At 56.9% G+C, this 18088-nt stretch carries 11 protein-coding genes, 1 pseudogene and 1 riboswitch; all 12 genes and pseudogenes read left to right on the forward strand.

Features of this window, described 5'->3' with window-relative positions:
• Positions 1-39 precede the first annotated feature (39 nt).
• The 12 genes and pseudogenes from JI735_RS13795 to JI735_RS13845 all read left to right on the forward strand — a co-directional run bounded on the left by JI735_RS13795 (position 40) and on the right by JI735_RS13845 (position 18070).
• Positions 40-1317: a vWA domain-containing protein gene (locus JI735_RS13795; RefSeq protein ID WP_039834045.1), complete on the forward strand. Its 1278-nt coding sequence runs from the start codon at positions 40-42 to the stop codon at positions 1315-1317.
• 143 nt (positions 1318-1460) lie between these two features.
• Positions 1461-2096, forward strand: coding sequence for a hypothetical protein (locus JI735_RS13800; protein ID WP_039834044.1), 636 nt, complete (start codon positions 1461-1463; stop codon positions 2094-2096).
• A gap of 792 nt (positions 2097-2888) precedes the next feature.
• Positions 2889-4031: a hypothetical protein gene (locus JI735_RS13805; protein ID WP_233476389.1), complete on the forward strand. Its 1143-nt coding sequence runs from the start codon at positions 2889-2891 to the stop codon at positions 4029-4031.
• Positions 4028-7141, forward strand: coding sequence for a GAP1-N2 domain-containing protein (locus tag JI735_RS36910; protein ID WP_202677474.1), 3114 nt, complete (start codon positions 4028-4030; stop codon positions 7139-7141). Before JI735_RS13805 ends, JI735_RS36910 begins: the two co-directional genes overlap by 4 nt.
• Positions 7142-7404: 263 nt before the next feature.
• Complete coding sequence (locus JI735_RS13815; RefSeq protein ID WP_157771321.1) at positions 7405-7683, forward strand: hypothetical protein; 279 nt, start codon at positions 7405-7407, stop codon at positions 7681-7683.
• Between the two features lie 471 nt (positions 7684-8154).
• Positions 8155-8359: riboswitch (cobalamin riboswitch) on the forward strand.
• Positions 8360-8389: 30 nt separating this feature from the next.
• Positions 8390-8524 carry a hypothetical protein gene (locus tag JI735_RS36915; RefSeq protein WP_267919233.1) on the forward strand — a complete coding sequence of 45 codons (135 nt, stop codon included), beginning with the start codon at positions 8390-8392 and terminating at the stop codon, positions 8522-8524.
• A gap of 18 nt (positions 8525-8542) precedes the next feature.
• On the forward strand, positions 8543-13159 hold the full coding sequence (locus tag JI735_RS13820; protein ID WP_202677475.1) for an S-layer homology domain-containing protein: 4617 nt from the start codon (positions 8543-8545) through the stop codon (positions 13157-13159).
• Between the two features lie 773 nt (positions 13160-13932).
• On the forward strand, positions 13933-14871 hold the full coding sequence (locus JI735_RS37315; RefSeq protein WP_202677476.1) for a DUF4430 domain-containing protein: 939 nt from the start codon (positions 13933-13935) through the stop codon (positions 14869-14871).
• Positions 14868-15053 carry a hypothetical protein gene (locus JI735_RS13830; RefSeq protein WP_202677477.1) on the forward strand — a complete coding sequence of 62 codons (186 nt, stop codon included), beginning with the start codon at positions 14868-14870 and terminating at the stop codon, positions 15051-15053. The genes JI735_RS37315 and JI735_RS13830 overlap by 4 nt, the downstream gene beginning before the upstream one ends.
• Positions 15053-15811, forward strand: a complete 759-nt coding sequence (locus tag JI735_RS13835) for an energy-coupling factor transporter transmembrane component T (RefSeq protein ID WP_202677478.1) — start codon at positions 15053-15055, stop codon at positions 15809-15811. The genes JI735_RS13830 and JI735_RS13835 overlap by 1 nt, the downstream gene beginning before the upstream one ends.
• Entirely contained in the window at positions 15727-17412 is a 1686-nt protein-coding gene (locus JI735_RS13840; RefSeq protein ID WP_202677479.1) for an ABC transporter ATP-binding protein, read from the forward strand. The genes JI735_RS13835 and JI735_RS13840 overlap by 85 nt, the downstream gene beginning before the upstream one ends.
• Positions 17385-18070 (forward strand): annotated as a pseudogene (locus JI735_RS13845) (ECF transporter S component). Before JI735_RS13840 ends, JI735_RS13845 begins: the two are co-directional and overlap by 28 nt.
• Positions 18071-18088 lie beyond the last annotated feature (18 nt).

Below are 18088 nucleotides of genomic sequence, written 5' to 3' on the forward strand. Positions count from 1 at the left end.
GTGCTTAAATTTAGTTTTACCTGGAAAGGGTGGATAGCGATGCAGCGTAAAATCAATCTGCTTTTGCTTCTCTTCAGCCTGCTCGGCGGCGGAGCGGCCTTTGTGCTAGGCGAGCTGCTGCTGGACCAAAGGCCGTACGATTTGCCGTCGATTGTGCTGGCCGGCATCTATTTTGCCATAGTGGCACTTGGGGTCGGCCTGGGCTGCCTCCTTGCGGAGATGATCTCGCCAAAACTGAACGGCTTGTCGTGGAAGCAGCGGTATCTGGGTTTCTCGTGGAAGATGCTGCCTTTGACGCTGGTGCTGCTGTTCGCGGTTGGCTCCGTAATGGAGTTTGTGTATGAGCTGAACTTCGGCGGCGTGAAGCCGGTCAAAGATGTGGTCATGGTCATTGATGACTCCGGCAGCATGATGCAGAGCGATCCGGGCAACAGCCGCTATAAGGCAGCCGAATCACTGGTGCAGCGCATGGATGAAGATAACAGGGTGGCTGTAGTTACGTTCAGTCAGGACGCCACGGTGGTTCAACCGCTAATCCCGCTGTCCAGCTCAGCCAACCGTGAGCAAGTGACGTCGGTTATTAACAGTCTGCAGACCACGGATGGCGGTACAAATATCAGCGGCGCGCTCACAGAAGCCATGGGCGTAATTAACAGTGACAATCAGTCAGGGCGGGGAGCTATGGTAATCCTGCTGTCCGACGGCTTCAGCCAGTTTGACACCTCAAAGGAACTTACGGAGTACGTAAACCGGGGGATTGCTGTAAATACGATTGGCCTGGCGCTGGATGATCCGTCGGGATCAGCGTTGCTGCAGGATATTGCCACCACAACCGGCGGGCAGTATTATGATGTGACCAATGCAGATCTTCTCGGGGATGTGTTCCAGCAAATCTATGACCGGCTGGGCGACCGGACGCTGCTGACTGTGCGCAGTGATTACACGGCGGACAGCCCGTATTATGCCGGGGTACGGATTTTGGCGCTGCTGCTTGTGGGTACGGCTCTCGGGGTCGGACTTGGCATTGTGTTTGACAACCGCCATTTGGCGCGGAGCTTTGGCGTCGGCGGTGCGGTTTCCGGTTTGTTCGCCGGACTGATTCTGGAGTTTGGCCTGGACGGCCATGCCTTCGGCGATGCTATGACCCGTTTGCTGGCTCTGCTTGTTCTGGCAGCGATCATTGCATTGTTCACCTTTGTGATCCCTTTTGGAGAAGGACGGCTTTCCCGCAAAAGAGGACGAAACGCCGATACGGCTGCTCCATCGTCGGCAGGCTTCCCGTCTCCGCGCAGAAACCGGGGCAGCAAAGGATTCTGATATCGGATGGTCCAAAAAGAGAAAATGCGGCACCGGGCTCCAGACAGCCCTCCATGCTGCGCGATATGCGTACAGCGGCTTATTGAATGAGATACCGCAAGAGATATTTGATTGGAAGGATATTTTGAAAGGAGCCTACAGTCATGAGGTACGCCGAGGTTGATTCCTCCACACCGGTCATTACGGAAGTGTCCTCCCGGGTGGAGGACAGGTTCTGTACGCTGCGGTGGCGCTGGCCGGACGGCGTGCAGGCGGTTTGCATTCATAAGGCACCTGCGGAGGCTGCGGACAGCGGAGAACTGCCGCCCTCCGGTATGAAGCTCTACACCCGTGAGGAGTATAAGGCAAATAACGGATACCGTGACCGGTTGGATGACATCGGTCTGGTGGCATATACCGTTTATGCCCGGCTTGCGGACGGTACAGACACTCTGCTGGTGCACCAGCGGGACGGGGCGAACCGGACGCTGGTCAGCGCGGGCAAAGCGCGGATTTACTATTCCATCCAGCAGAAAAAAAGCCTGTTCGGCAAGCAAAAAACAGTACATATGACGATTACGGCTGAAGTGCCGGTGTCGAAAGAGGTGCTGTGCTATGTCAAGAAACGGGGCGGCTTCCCTGCTTCCAAAGAAGACGGCGTACTGTTCTCGTTCGTCCAGGACTTTGCCGCCGGGCGCAACATTCTGCCGCCGATAGAAATCGGCAAGGAGGACGCTGTGCGCATCTTTTTTACAGATGGCCGCAAATATGGCTTATTTTACGAACTGGTGCCGGAGTGAACGGAGAACGCGGAAGCAACGGGTGACTGATGCTTGTCTTTCAAGCAGGGGTCAACGGAGCTGTAACTGCATTTCGTACATGTTTAAGCTGCCTTTTCAGCAGAATCAAACGCTTAATTGTACTTTGTACATCTATATTTTGGAAATTATCTCAATATGGCCTTTTTGCCTCTCTTTACCTGCATGAAATACAGTTAAACTAGCGTGGACAGGCAGGGGGATTAATATAGCTGTACAAAGTGCAGTTATAGCTAAGCAGCAGGCTGGATGCAGGAACTGAAGGTTTAACCGTCCGTTATGTGTTCAGCACCAATAGGAGTTAAAGGGAACCGGGGCAGTTGTGCTCACGCTATATAAGCTGAATTTGAGAATTGCAGCAGGCTGTACAGTGGATTTTCAGAAAACACAGGGTTTCCATCAGGCATATAGCTAGATTCTTAAGTTCACTCTATATCCGTGCGAGACAATGTTTCGAAAGCAGTTTTAACTGCAAAGATTCTCAAAAGAAGCGGAGGTTCCGCAAAACTTAAGCACATGCTTCCGAGGCGAGTTTTGTTCGTAGCAATTCCAGGGAGCAAGGCTCACAAAACTTAGCGTATGCTTCCGAAGCGAGTTTTGCTGCAAAGGTTGTCGGAGAAGCGGAGGTTCCGCAAAACTTTTAGGAGGACAAGAGATGTCTTTTTTTAACCGGTTTAAGAAAAGAATCAGCCGCAGGCGCGGCCGCTTTTTTATGATATTGTCTGTCCGTATTGCTTCACGCGGTTCGAACCGGAGGATGTGGTATTCCGGGCCATGCACAGCCGCGAGGATGATGAGAATTATGCGCTGGGCGAAGACGATGCATTGAACAAATACCGCGAGCGCTTCGGCCTCGATACGGTTGATGATATGGAGGCTATACTGAATCCGGCGGATATTCCGGAAGAGTACCACCACTATACCGACAATGTGCTGACCGGTCTTACAGACCGCTATGGCGTGCTTACCCGCAGACGGCTCTGTCCGTCCTGCCATAATGAGCTGCCCGTGACTGCGGGCAAGGTGCCAAGCAATATTATCTCCATCATCGGCGCGTCCCAGGTCGGGAAGTCGGTGTATATGACCTCGTTGATCCATACGCTGCAGCATACGACGGCGGGACATTTTGACGCGGCCTGTATGCCGCTGAATGCGGAGATCAGCCGCAAGTTCCGCACGCTGTACGAAGAACCGCTGTTCGAGCGGGGGGATTTGCTGGCTTCGACCCAGAAGGAAAAGATGCAGGAGCCGTTTATTTTCCAATTTGTGTTCAAGGATGAGTCCAAGCCCCCGCTGACGCTCGTATTCTTCGATGTTGCCGGTGAAGGGATGGTCGATCAGGATTATCTCGGGCTGCATGGCCAGCATATCAAGAACTCCGCCGGGATTCTGTTCATGGTTGACCCGTTGCAGATCCGCTCCATCCGCGAGAAAATCCGGATCAATTTCGGGGACCGCCCCGGCGAATGGGTCTCCCAGTATGATGAGCCGCGGGATGTGGTGCTGACCATGTTCGGTGATTTCATCGCCTACCAGGAAAAGAGCAAAACCGATATCCCGACAGCGGTTGTGCTCGCCAAAAGCGACATGCTGCATTCGCTCAAGGATGAGGACGGCGATTACATCAAGTCCAACAGCAATGTGTTCAACAACTATGTGCACCGCAAAACACTGAATCTGGACGAGTTCCACAACATCGACGGCGAAATCCGCCGCTTCATAGAGAAGGTGGACCGCCCGTTCAAGGATACGATGGATGTGTATTTTGCGAACACCGGGTATTTTGCCGTATCGGCACTGGGCAGCAATCCGGTGAATCAGAAGGTGGAGGGTGTGGTCAGTCCAATCCGGGTGGACGAGCCTTTTATCTGGCTGCTGCACAAGCTGAATTACATTGAGGGGAGCGACGGGCCGTGAACAGATTTTCAGGGTCCATGATCGCCCAGCAGATGTATACCCGGGAACGGCGTGGTGTGTACCGGGCGACAGAAGGATTCGATACGGTAGCGAAGTCGGAGAGCCTGGACAATAATTTTGTCAAAAAAATTCTGCATCCCTTCTGTCTTTACGATGCTCCGGCAGAGCTGACAGCACGCGGCGAGAAGAATGAGGAGCTGTACCCTGTTGCGCTGCATCTGTTCCATACGGAAACAAATGATACAGTGATCGGGCAGAGCCGGTATTTGGCGGCGGATTTCACGGGTCAGCGGAGCGCTTTTTTTGCCCATAATTTCGTGGTGCCGCCCATCCGCTCGGAGGAAATTCTGGAAGGCTACGGAGACTGGCTCCATGCAGATTTTGCCGGGAGCTATGCGGGAGAGCTGGGCGGAACGCTGCCGGAGCTTACGGCTATCCCTGTGTCACAGCATGAGCAGAAGCCTCATCCGTTAAGTATCCTGCGCGGGCTCGGCATCACGGAGGAATTGTTCAAGACGCTGCTGCAGGCGGTGATGATCTCCGTAGCCGGCAAAAAAAAGCTGTACATAGCCCTGGACGTTCCGATCGGAGAGCTGTCCCGGCGCGCGGCAGAGCTGACGGAGGTTCTTTTCAGGGCGCTGCCTTATGATTTCCGCCGCAGGCTGGGTGTGATCACCTATGCCAATGAGCCGAAAAGCCGCAAATATATTCATCTGACCTTCGTGGAAAAAGGCTCGCTCCGTCCGGGCGACCGCAACATTGAGAAGGATTTTGTATTCGATCTGGCAGCGGGCCGGGTGCTGGGTGCAGATTTTGGCGATTCGCAGCAGCCGTTCGCAGAGCTGGCCTGGAAAACACTGCAAGAGCCGGAACGCGGGCTGGAGGACTTTGCGCGTTTTGCCGACTCGCTGCTGCCCGGGGAGAGTGTGGAGCGCAAGCTGTCGCTCGCACTGTACAATGAGCTGGCGGTATTTTATGAAATTGAGCAGGGCAATGAGAGTCTGTACACCGGGAACAAGCAGGCTGTGCTGGGCGGATTGCTGGCCTACCTGAAGCCGGAGGGTGCCCTTGAAGCACGGGTGCGGCTGAACGATATGTTCCTGGAGCGGTTTGACCGCGAATATGACCTGATCCGCCAAAAAGGCGTGCCTGTGCCGGAGATTATGGAGCGGTTAGTGGAGTATTTTGCGCTGAAGGGCCATAACTACCGGGTCAAAATCGTGGATTATTTCATTAACGGCATGCTGAATGCCCAGTCTGCGGGCCGTGAAGATGCGCTGGCGGCGGCTTACGGTATTATTGAGAGCAATGAGGAGCTTAGTGCGTCTTTTTTCAAAAGAGTGCTGGCCCAGCCTGTATTCCGCCGGGCACTGCTGGAGCCTTACATGGAATCCCGGCTGTCTGCGGCGGCAAGCCCGGCGGATATTTTGCGTTTTGTGACCCATTGGGGCCGGTTCCTGCCGGAAGCGCTGCAGCAGTCTTTTGTCCGGGACACAGTGAAGGAGTATCTGCTGGAGAAGCTCCAGCAAAGTTCCAATCCGGTGGGAGAGGTAGCGGCGATCCATGATTCGATGGATAAAGCGGAAAAAGAACGCCGCAGAGGCAGCGGCATGTCTCCCGAAGTCCTGTTGCTGCTGGAGGAGCTGATGACGGCTTCGGACCGGTTCCTGCTGAACCGGGTGTCGCTGGAGGAGCTGACGCAGGAGCAGCTGCTGGATATTTCTTTTTTGCGCTACCGCGATGCTGCCGACTGGCAGCCGCCGCTGGATTCCATTACCCGGCGGAAGGCGAACGCCCTCCGGGCTGCTTACCGGTGGTTCGGGGAGGAGAAGCCGACGGAGGAGATTTTTGCCGGGCTCTCGCCGAGAGAGCTCGATGATGTGCAGCTGCTCGGACGGCGCTGGCTGAAGGAATCCCGCAGTATTGAACCGTTCGAACGGCTGCCGCTGGCCTTTTATCACAGCAGTGAGCGCCAGGACGGGCCTCTGGATTATGAGACGCTTATGGAGCTGGTGAAGCGCAAGGCAGGGGATAACAAGGAGACGGTCTACCGGTTTCTGGCTTGGTCACAGGGAAATCCGCTATTTTCCATTTCAAATAAAAAGCTGTGGCCGGGTTACCGCCGGGCCATTCTGAAGTACTTCCAGAGCAGTGACCGCGAGGCGTTCAAGAGCCGCGATTTCCGCAAAAGCTATGCCGCCGCCGCAGGTCCGGCACTGCAAAATGTCTACAACGAAGCACGCTCCCAGCTGGCTTCGCCGCTGGCGCGGTGGATCAGCCGCAGCCGATTTCAAATCCTGATCTCCGGCTGCATCCTGGGCATTGTGCTGATCGGCGCAATTATCGCCATCAGCCTGCTCCGGCCGGACCCAGCGGACACGGCCGAGCCTACGGGCAGTGCACTGCCCAGCGCCACAGGCGGGGCCGGTGCGCTGGCTCCCGCCGCCGTCCGGCTGGGCGGCGGGGACACGGGCAGCGGCCTGGTGTTCACCTTTGCCGCTGCGGCGGATTGCTCCGCCTTCAAGCCGGCGGAGATCAGCGTAGTGTCCTCCGGTAATGTCACGGAGGACTACAAGGTCACGGCGACGACCGGCAATTGCCTGGTCGCATCGGGTAATGCGGCTGCGGGTACGGCAGCCGCTGGCCCGGGCACCGGCGCGGACGCGAGTGCGCCGGCCGGGTCTGACAGCGGCGCGGATGCCGCCGCTGGGGCAAAGGGCGCGAAGGCAAGCGCGCCCGCAGGGACTGACGGCGCCGCCGCAGGGGCGGGCGACGGAAGTGAGGACGGCGCAGACGCAGGCGCCGTCACCCAGGGGGCCGCAGGCGGGAACGCCGGTGCGGCCACGCCTTCACCGGCGGCGGGCGGCACCGCGCCGGAAGCCCCTGGAGCCTCGGGAGCGGTGCCGGAGGCACCCGCATACGAGGTGACCGTGCAGCTGGAGGCCGGCGCGAAGCTGGCCGCAGGCGACATGGTCATCGCCGGGGAGTACAAACTGATCCTGCAGCCGGCCTCAGGCGCGGCAGCAAGCAACCCTCCGGGCGCCGGAGCGGATGCCTCTCCAAGGCCGGAGCCATCCCCCACAGCAACGGGGGATACAACAACCGAATGAGACAGCGCTTCTCGAAGCAGTTTTGACACATTAACCTGAAGAGCATGATATGCCGAAAGAGTGAGGCTTATCATGCTCTTCAGGTTTTTATTGATTTCTCCGAAAGCGGACTCCAGCGCGAAATGAGAGGTAAAAGTACCTTTGATTTCTCCGCAGAGTGCTATAGCCTCGCTCGAGTTTGTTCTGGATTGGGGAAGTCCTTTATTGTGCTTCATCATACAGAGTCAGGAAGTAGCTTAGTGCTATTCGTTTGAAGGACAAAAATGTCTAGAAACAACGGCAGGAATGCTGTTGTTAGGCGCGCTGAGTCTGAAACTGGTGGAAACAACGGCAGAAATGCCGTTGTTAGGCGCACCGAGTCTGAAACTGGTGGATACAACGGTAGAAATGCCGTTGTTAGGCGCACCGAGTCTGAAACTGGTGGAAACAACGGCAAAAATGCCGTTGTTGTGCACGCCGAGTCTGAAACTGGTGGAAACAACGGTAGAAATGCCGTTGTTAATGCCACTGCTATAAGCTTGCTGCTAATCAGGAATTTCTAAGTTGAGAGTTACCTAATTACTGCACGCCCCCAACGGTTGCCGCATAGACACATTATCTGGATAGCCGCTTAACACTTGTTGTATAAGTCCCAACTACCAGCATACCAGCCAACGATTTCTGTATATTCCCAACCGCCCTTACAACGATCCAACGATTGCAGAGCTGCTCCTCATAAGGTGCTGCCCTGTATTGACGGTTATGACTGGGGGGCGTTGGATTTTTTCACTATTACTGTGGAATAGACATTCATGCCGCCCATTGGCGGCACCTCAGACGATGCAATCTCAGAGAAGGCCTTCAATTTGGCTTCGCCAAATTCGAGACTTCCTTAACAATGTCGTAAGAATCGGACATCGTTATTTCAGGATAGAATAATAGCTGCAGAGGGTGGCGTGCATTTTGCACCCGCTAAGAAACAGCTTCTCTATAGACATACAAGGGAATACTAGATATGATTATGGATATTAAAATTTAATAGTTAAGAGAAGGGTGCCGGTTCGATGCGTAGAATCAGAAATCGGCTTAAAAGGGAAGCACGGTGCAAATCCGGCGCGGTCCCGCCACTGTAAATGCGGAGCGGCTCTTAGAGCGGCCACTGTCCGGCTGGAAGGATGGGAAGGCCAAGAGCAGCGATGAGGCATAAGCCAGGAGACCTGCCTTTTTCGTGAACGTTTCTATTCTTCGTGGGGTAAGAATGCGGAACATATGCAAATGGATGAAGTCTGGAGCTTCGAGCACCGCACCTTCAAATTTGTATTCTTCCCGGCCGCCCTGGACAAGGGCGGTCTTTATGTTGTCCCGGCTGTCCACTGCAAGGCAGTACAAGCATTTATTTTATGACAAGGAAAGAGGTTGACGATGAAGACATTTTATTCTGCCAAGTCTTTTGTGCTTGGTCTGGTCTTGTTGCTGGTAATTTCGGTTACAGGTACCGCGGTGGTTCCGGCGGGGCAGGCTTTTGCCGCAGCGGAAGCCACCGTTAATACAGGCACGGACAGTGTCACGGCCGCAGTATATGCTGCGGATACTTTTGCGGAAGGAAAAGCTGGCGCTTCCTTGGCGGCAGCGGATAACGGGGGACAGGTGACTGTCTCGCAGGCAACGTATTCGGCTGCAGAATATATACTCAGCGGCGGCGTAACGTCGGAGTGGCAGGCGATCGGGCTGGCCCAGGCGGGCTACCGGGTGCCGGATAGCTACGTCCAGTCATTAGCGAAAAAAGTACAGACAGCGGGAGGCAGCTTCCCGAATGTGACGGATTATGCGCGGATTGTGCTGGCTGTGCGGGCGGTCGGCGGCGATCCGGCGAATTTTGCCGGCAGCGGTTCTGAAGCGGGCTTCAACCTGCTGGAGCGCATCTATAACAGCGACAAAATCAGCGGCCAGCCGCTGAATGCGCCGGTCTACGCGCTGCTCGCGCTGGACTCCGGCAGCTATACGCTTCCCGGTGACGCTAAATGGAATCAGGCATCCCTGCTGAGCGAAATTCTGTCCAAGCAAAATAGCGACGGCGGGTTTGCCTTGTTCCCGGGGGCGAGCGATCCGGATATGACGGCCATAGTCCTGACCGCGCTCGCTGCCCACAAGAATGACCCTGTTGTGGCGACAGCGGGACAAAAAGCGGTAGCCTGGCTGGCAGCCAAGCAGGACAGCAGCGGCGGCTACGGGGACAGCAGTGAAAGTGCGGCCCAGGCCATAATCGGCCTGTCCTCCTTTGGCGTGGACCCTGCGGGCAGCGAGTTCACCAAGAATGACACCGATTTGCTAAAACGGCTGCTGAGCTTCCGGCTGGCTAGTGGAGCTTTTGCTCATAACCAGGGCGGCAGCGCTAATGCGCTGGCTACCGAACAGGGTTTGCAGGCCCTGATGGCCTACAATCTGTTAAGCGGTGGTACGAACGGCAAGCTGTATGACTTCTCCAAGCCGGTAGCGCAGAATCCTCTTGTCTATGTGCCGCTCACGATTGAAGGGCCTGAGAAGACACTGGGCCAAGGCAGCGCCTACGCGGGAAATGTACTCGAAGCGCTGGAAAAAGTAGCGGCGGCGAACGGTCTGCCGATTACGAATCCGTCCGGCAGTTATGTTACTGGCATTGGCAGCATCTATGCCGGAGCTACCGGCGGCTTTGACGGCTGGATGTACGCCGTGTCTCGCGGCGGGGAATGGGCCAGCGTTGATGTAGGCATGAAAGACTTCAAGCTGAAGGAGTCTGACCGGGTACTGGTTTATTATGCGGGCAGCGCTACGCAGCTTGTCGATAAAGTGGCCCTTTCCAACGCACAGCCAAGAGAAGGTGAAGCTTTTACCGTCACAGTCACTCAAAAAACATGGGTATGGGATGGCTCCGCTTCCAACCCGGTAACTTCAAGCGCCGCCGGTGTGCAGGTGACGATTGGTGACAAGACGGCAACAACAAATCAAGACGGCAAAGCCGAGTTTCCAGAGGGCTTCGCTGCAGGAGACTACACACTTGCTGTTACAGGATACGTTGCAGGGAAGGCGCCCAAGATTGCAAAATATACACAGACGCTTAAGGTAGCCCCTCTCAATGTAAAAGCCACAGTATCGGTCGAAGGTCCGCAAGGCCCCATCGCCGAAGGCACACTGGAAGCGTCTGATGCGCTGGACGCCCTCAAGAAGCTGGCGGCATCCGGCAATATTCCGCTGGACATCACAGAGTCTTCTTTTGGCAGCTATGTCTCGGGCATCAATGGAATCCAGAGCGGAACGTATGACGGGTATTGGAGCTTTGTGGTTTCCCGCGGCGGGGAGTGGATTTATCCGTCTGTAGGGATGGGAGCCTTCGTCCTTCAGCCTGCCGATCATGTGCTGGTCTATTACGGCGGGGGAGCTACCCAGATTGTCAACTCCGTAACGCTCTCCGCTGCCCAGCCTAAACCGGGCGAAGCGTTCACAGTAAACGTTGCCCAGAAGCAGTGGGTATGGAATGATAAGACATATACCTCTGATCCGGTGGTTACACCAGCAGCAGGCGTACAAGTGACCATTGGCAGCACAACCGTAACAACGGATGAAAAGGGCGCGGCTACCATCGATAACGGCTTGCCTGCGGGGGCGTATACACTTGCCGTGACGGGATATGTTGCGGACAGCACGCCGAAGATCGTCCGCTACACGCAGCCGCTGACTATTTCTGATCCGGTAGTGGTGCCTCAGCCGGCATCGGCAACGATTTCGGTTATCGGCGACAGTGCTAAGGGGACTATTCTGTCCAGCACCACAGTAGCTCTAAATGCCGGAGAAACAGCGTACAGTCTGCTGATCCGCCAGCTGGGAAGCCGGGTGACTGCGACAACCTCCGGTGGAAGCATGTATGTCGTTGCTATCGATGGCCTGAAAGAGTTTGACCGGGGGCCAAAAAGCGGCTGGAAGTATTCCGTCAATGGCAGCGATCCTGGATTCAGTGCCGGGGATTACAAATTGAACAATGGGGATGTGCTTGTCTGGTACTATACGACAGATTATGATATCCCTTCGGCAGGCACAGGCGGTCTGTCTGGAAACACAGGAAGCACGGGAGGCGCGGGAAGCGTCGGTATCGCAGCGGACAACACCCTCCCGCTGAACCAGGTGGGACAGACGACAGCTGTTACGAATTCAGGTGCGCCCATGGCAGCGTCTGAGGCGGCAGCTTTGAGTCAAAAATTAACGGCCAACACGGCAGTCTTCGAGCAGGAGGTTACTCCCGGTGCGGGAGCGGCTTTGAAGGACAGCGGCGGCGAGGTGCAGCTGCTGATTCCGGCCGGGGCAGTCTCCGGAACAGTGAAGATCAGCATGAAGGAGAACAGCTCCAGCCGCGGCGAACTGGTGTCGGGACTATATACGTTTGGGCCGGACGGGACGAAATTTGTGAAGCCGGTTGATCTTTCCATCACAGTTCCGGTAAAATCCGGCAATCCGGCCAACCTGGCCTTGGCTTGGCTCGATCCGGCCACAGGCCGCTGGATTCCGGTTCCTTCCGTCCTGGATGTCAAAACGGGTATCATCACCGGTAAAATCAGCCATTTTACTGATTACGCAGTAGTCGACCGCAGCAAATGGGAGCCGCAGCCGGAGAAATTGAAGAGCGATATTACTGCTACCGCGAAAGGGATAACGGCGGCAGAAGAGCTAAGTGATTGGCAGGCTGTCGGGCTGGCCCGTTCGGGTCATGCAGTGCCGGCTGCTTACCTGGATGGGGTGAAGGAGCAGCTAGCAGCCAGCCAGGGCCAGCTCCGCAAGGTTACGGACTATGAACGTCTGGTGCTGGGCGTGGCCGCTGCAGGTGCAGATCCGCAGAACTTCGGCGGCTATAACCTGATTGAAAAAATCTATAACAATGACAACATGACCAGCCAGGGCAGCAACGGTCTGATTTTTGCCCTGATCGCCTTGGACAGCGGCTCCTACACGGTGCCTTCGGGTGCCAAGTGGACCAAAGAACGTCTGGTTCAGGCTCTGCTGGAGGTTCAAAGCAAGGACGGCGGCTTCCCGCTGACCGCTGGCGGAGCAGCCGATCCCGATATCACGGCCATGGCGGTTACCGCGCTTTCAGCTCACGCCGGTCAGACAACGGTTGCAGCAGCTGTAGACAAAGCCATCGCCTGGCTGTCGCAGCAGCAGCAGGAAGACGGCGGCTTCAAGCAGGCGAATGTAGAAAACAGTGAGAGCACAGCGCAGGTCATCATTGCCCTGGCTGCAGCGGGAATCGGTCCGAATGACTCGCGGTTTGTCAAAACCAAAGGCGGGTTGCTCAGCCATCTGGCTTCCTTCCGTCAAGCGGACGGCGGATATGCCCATACACAGGGACAGCCAGCTAACAGCGTAGCCACCGAGCAGGCGCTGCTGGCCCTGACCGCTTATAACCGTTACTTGACGGGCGAAGCGAACCTGTTCAGCATTTCGCCTACCGGGGTGACCGGTGGGGCAGTGTTCACCGATGAGAACCTGATTTCGGCCTGGGCGCTGGAATCCGTGCATCAGGCATACGGCAAGAAGCTGATGGAGGGCATCAGCGGGAACAGTCTGATTTTTGCGCCGAAGCAGAAGATTACCCGGGCAGAATTTGCCGCCCTGCTGCTGAGGCTGACCCATAACGAGCCGTCTGCGGCTAACAGTGCTCCGGTATTCAGCGACGTCAAGACCGGCGCATGGTATTATGGAGTAGTGCGGAAAGCGAAAGAGCTCGGCATTGCCGATGGAATTACGGACACAACCTTTAATCCGAACGGAGTCATTTCCCGCCAGGATATGGCTGTTATGATTACAAGAGCACTCAAGCTGGAAAATACAGCTTCTGCGGCAGCCCCGCAAGCTGCGAAGTTTACGGACGAACGCCGGATCAGCAGCTATGCCGTATCCGCTGTCCGTACAGTTACGGAGCTTGGTTACATGACCGGATTCGGCGGAACCTTTGACCCGTCGTCCGCTGTGACCAGAGAAATGGCCGCTGTGGTGGCGGTGCGACTGCCATAATCATGCGGTTTTGAGCCGCTGTTTGATCCAAGGGTGGGCCTTCAAAGGGACTAAGTACCTGAAGCTCAGATTAGGTTAGCAGGCAATCAATTGCACTTTATACAGTAGATGATCACTAAATCAGCGAAAAAATGGAATCTGTTGCACTCTGTACAGCAGATTCAGGCGAAAAAGGCGTTTTTGACTCCAAATCTGGGAAGCAATGAAGCTCATAAGGAACTAAAGCGAAGTGGAAAAAGTAAAACTAAATTGCTGAAATCCGGGCTACAGAAGGTTTTAGTGGGATTTTGTACACCTAATTCATCCCTATTCATCCCGTATGGCCGCTTTCAGCCGGATTAATGGTACTTTTTCCAACATAGGCTGCTCCATGAGCCGAATGAGTCCGATTAGTGATCCTTTTTCCACTAACGATGACTGCCCTTTTCATCGGGGTTACAAGTGCTGGCAGCAGCGGGAGTACGTTTGGATTATCCTGTGGCTGACAACTCTGCCTTCGTCATGCCTGAGTATGGGCTGGGGGCGTGTGGGTTTGCAGCAACCGTCCATTTCAGTTGCGGCTTCTCTGTCCACAGGTTAGGCGGGGGAGACTGTGCCGTTTCACCACTAATCATATTGCCAAAAGAACGGAACGGGGGAGCAGGCGCAGCCCCGTTCCTTTCCCTTTTTTGTCAGATCAGAAAGTATATATTGGGGTCCCCGCAAAGTACCAGTATCAGCTTCCATGCAGAAGCCTCACTTTGTGGGGTTATTTATCGGAGGTGTCCATGTTTATGTCCAAGTCCATCCAGCAATGGCTGTTCACTCCGCTGCTGCTTCTGTCCGCAGCGGTGCTGCTCGCCGGCTGCGCAGCCGGCGGAGACACGGCCGGCGGGGCGCAGAGCCCCGCCGCGGGCACGGCTGCGGTGCAGAGCCCTCAGCCCAAGACCCCGGCGTCCCCTCTCCCCGGGGACGCCGCAGCCCCCGTGCCTTCCGCCGCTGCGGACGGCACGGCCCCGCCGTCCGGCGCGGAACCCGCTGCCGGGACGCAAAAGGGGGCGGCTGTGTCTGCGCCGCCCGCCTCATCCGGCGCGGCTGCAAAGCCTGCGCCGTCCGCCGCTGCCGTAACGAAGCCAGCCTCCGTTACGGCCAGCGCAGCCCCGGCCACGGCGAAAGCCTCGGCCGGGCCAGCCAAGCCTGCTGTCGGCGCGAAGCCGTCAGCCAGCACGAAGCCTGCAGCCGGCGCGAAGCCGACCGCAAGCACGAAGCCGACAGCCGGTGCGCAGCCGGCAGCCGGCACCAAACCGGCGGCGACAGCGAAGCCTGCCGCCACGGCGCAAGCCCCGGCAGCCGCTTCAGCCGCCCCGGCGAAGCCTGCCGGGGCCGTAAATACCGTCACGCTCTCCATTGTCGGAGACAAGGAGCACGGGACGATTTTTGCGGCGGCGGCCGTTGACATCAAGAGCGGCGAGAGTGCGCTGGAGCTGCTGAAGCGCATTACCCGCAGCAATAAAATTCAAATGGAATACCAGGGAGCCAAAAGCTTCGCTTATGTAGAAGGAATCGATAATCTGTATGAATTTGACCAAGGCCCGGAGAGCGGCTGGATCTACAAGGTTAACGGTGAAGTTCCCGGCAAAGGGGCAGGCAGCTACACACTGCAGCCGGGCGATACCGTGGAGTGGCTGTATACGCTGGATATGGGCAAGGATGTAGGGGCGGAAGTGCAATGAGCAGCGGCTTCCGTGCAATGCATCCCTCGGTGGCGCTGCTCTACTATGCCGGGCTGTTGTTGTTCGCCACCCTGCTGTTTCATCCCCTGTTCCTGGCTACAGAGCTTGCCGGACTGATCCTTCTGCTGGTGCTGCAGGGACAGGGGCGGCAGCTGCTGCGCGGACTCCCTTTTTTCTGCTGATGGCCGTTTCGGTAGCCGTGCTGAATCCCTTGTTTTCACACAGGGGTGCGCATATTCTGTTTTATTTTTTGGACCAGCCGGTTACACTGGAAGCCGTTTTGTACGGGCTGATGATGATGGCGGTCCTGTTGACTGTTTGTATTCTGTTCATTTCTTACAGCTACACGGTTACCACGGATAAATTCATGTATCTGTTCGCTGCGGCTGCGCCCCGGGCCACCCTGCTGACGCTGATGGCGCTGCGCTTTGTGCCTTTGTTCCAGCGGCGTCTGCGCCAGATCACCATGATCCAGCGGATTCGGGGAGTGGATGCAGGCAAGGGCAGCGTGCGCTCCAGAATGAGGGACGGCATGACGCTGCTGAAGGTGCTGCTGACCTGGTCGCTGGAGGAAGCGCTGCAGACGGCGGACTCGATGAAAGCACGGGGCTACGGCATCCGCAAGCGGAGTGTATACGGGATTTACAGGCTGGACCTGCAGGATAAGGCCATTTTGCTGCTGCTCGCGGCAAGCGGGCTGATCCCGCTGTTTTTTTGGATGAAAGGATACGGGGTGCTGGAGATTTATCCGCGGATGAAGCCGATGCACTTCGGCTGGGTTGAGGCCGCGATGTATGTAAGCTTCTGCTTGTTCGTGCTGATCCCGCCGGCCCTCGAAGGAAAGGAGAAATGGTTATGGAGATCCTCGCGGCGGAGCGTCTATCCTTCAGCTATCCCGAGGAAGACAGGGACTCGCTTCATGAGCTCTCATTTACGGTAGAGGAAGGTGAGTTTGTCGTGCTTCTCGGCCCTTCAGGCGGCGGCAAAACCACCCTCCTGCGCCATCTGAAGCGCGAGCTTGCGCCTGTGGGCAAGGCCGGCGGGAAGATTGCTTACAAGGGACAGCCGCTATCCGGTCTGCCTGCCGAGCTTGCTGCCGCAGAAATCGGGATGGTGTTCCAGAACCCCGATGCACAGATTGTGATGGATACCGTGTGGCATGAGCTGGCCTTTTCCATGGAAAATATGGGCTATCCGCCAGCGGTTATGCGCAGCAGGCTGGCGGAGATCGCCGGCTTGTTCGGACTGGAGCCGCTGCTGTATAAGTCGGTGCACGAGCTCTCCGGCGGGCAAAAGCAGCTGCTGAACCTGGCCTCGGTGCTGATGCTGCAGCCTAAGCTGCTGCTGCTGGACGAGCCGACTTCGCAGCTTGATCCGGTCGCCGCGCGGGAGTTCCTCCAGACGCTGCACCGGCTGAATGAAGAGATGTCGGTGACGGTCATCATCAGCGAGCACCGCCTGGAGGAGGTGCTGCCGCTGGCTGACCGGGTGCTGCTGCTGGAAGAGGGAGAGCTGCGGTTCCAGGGGACGCCCCGTGACTTTGTACGCGGGGCGGGGATTGCGCTTCACGCTCCGCATATGGCGTATTTGCCCACTGCTGCGCGGTTGTTCCTTGCCCTTGAGCCGGATGCGGTCCAAGCGCCCCGCGAGGCCATTCCGCTGACCGTGCGGGAAGGCAAGCGCTGGCTGCATTCCTTGGCTGAGGGAGGGCCAGGCATGGGGGAGACGGCAGCTGTTGACACAGGCGCTTCCCGCCTCTCCGCTCCTGTCACTTCATCCGACCTGCTGCTCAGCTGCCGGGAAGTGACCTTCCGCTACAGCAAGGACGGGGCAGAGGTGCTTAAGAAGCTGTCGCTGTCCCTGTACCGGGGAGAGCTGCTGGCCGTGATGGGCGGGAATGGAGCCGGAAAATCAACGCTGCTGCATATCCTGAACGGCCTGCTTAAGCCCCAGCGCGGCAAGGTAACCCTTGCTAAGGGGGAGACAAGCGGCTTTCTGGCCCAGAATCCGCTGCTCTACTTCAGCTATGACACGGTTCAGGAGGAGCTGCAGCATATGGCGGAGTATGCCGGATTGCCCCAGGAAGAGGCGGCCCGGGAAATTGCCCGGCTCCTGGCAATCTTCCAGCTCGAAGACCTTCTGCTTAGCCATCCGCATGATATCAGCGGCGGGCAGCAGCAGAAGCTGGCGCTTGCCATGGTGATGCTGCTGGGTCCCGGTATTTTGCTGCTGGACGAGCCGACCAAGGGACTCGATCCGGGGGCTAAAGAACGGCTCGCAGCTTTGCTCGGAGATTTGCGCAGGCAGGGAGTCAGTATCCTGCTTGTGACGCATGATGTCGAGTTTGCCGCGAGATATGCCTCGCGCTGCGCGATGCTGTTTGACGGCGGCATCACGTCGGAAGGGACGCCGGCGGAATTTTTCAGCAGCAACTATTTCTATACAACGGCAGTCAACCGCATGGCCAGAGAGCTGCTGCCGCAAGCCTTAACGATAGAGGATGTGATGAACGCGTGGTCCGCTTTCGCTTCCCGCTCCTGATTGCCCTCGGGCTGTTTGTGGCCGGCCTTGCGCTGACCTCAGCGCTGAAGGACCGCCATTATATGCTGCTCAGCCTTGTGCTGCTGGCGGTAGCCCTGCTGCCGCTGTTCATCCGTCTGGAGCGGCGTCCGCTTGAATCCAGAGAGCTGGTGCTGCTGGCGGTGCTGTCCGCTGTCGCTGCGGTCAGCCGGATTCCTTTTGCCGCCTTGCCCAGTGTGAAGCCGGTATCGGCCATTGTTATTCTTTCGGCTTATGTTTTTGGGGCGGAAGCCGGGTTCATCATCGGCGCGGTGGCCGCGCTGGTGTCCAATATTTACTTTGGCCAGGGGCCCTGGACGCCTTGGCAAATGTTCGCCTGGGGCATGGTCGGTCTGACCGCTGGCTGGCTGCGGAATACCTGGTGGATGAAAAAAAGGGCGGAATGCTTGCATTCGGCTTTGTCTGGGGGTTTTTGTTCGGCTGGATTATGAATATCTGGTATCTGATCAGCCTGCCGGATGCGTTCAGCTGGGGGCTTGTGGCTGCCGCATATGCGTCAAGCTTTTATCTCGACCTCGCCCATGCCTTGTCCAATGTCTTTTTCATGGCTGTTCTGGCCGGAGGCTGGACCAAAGTGCTGAAGCGGTTCCGCAAAAAATACGGCCTGCTGCAGGAGTGAAGCAGGGGAGAGTTCTTA

The organism is Paenibacillus sonchi, from assembly GCF_016772475.1.
Classification (GTDB): Bacteria; Bacillota; Bacilli; order Paenibacillales; family Paenibacillaceae; genus Paenibacillus_AQ; species Paenibacillus_AQ sonchi.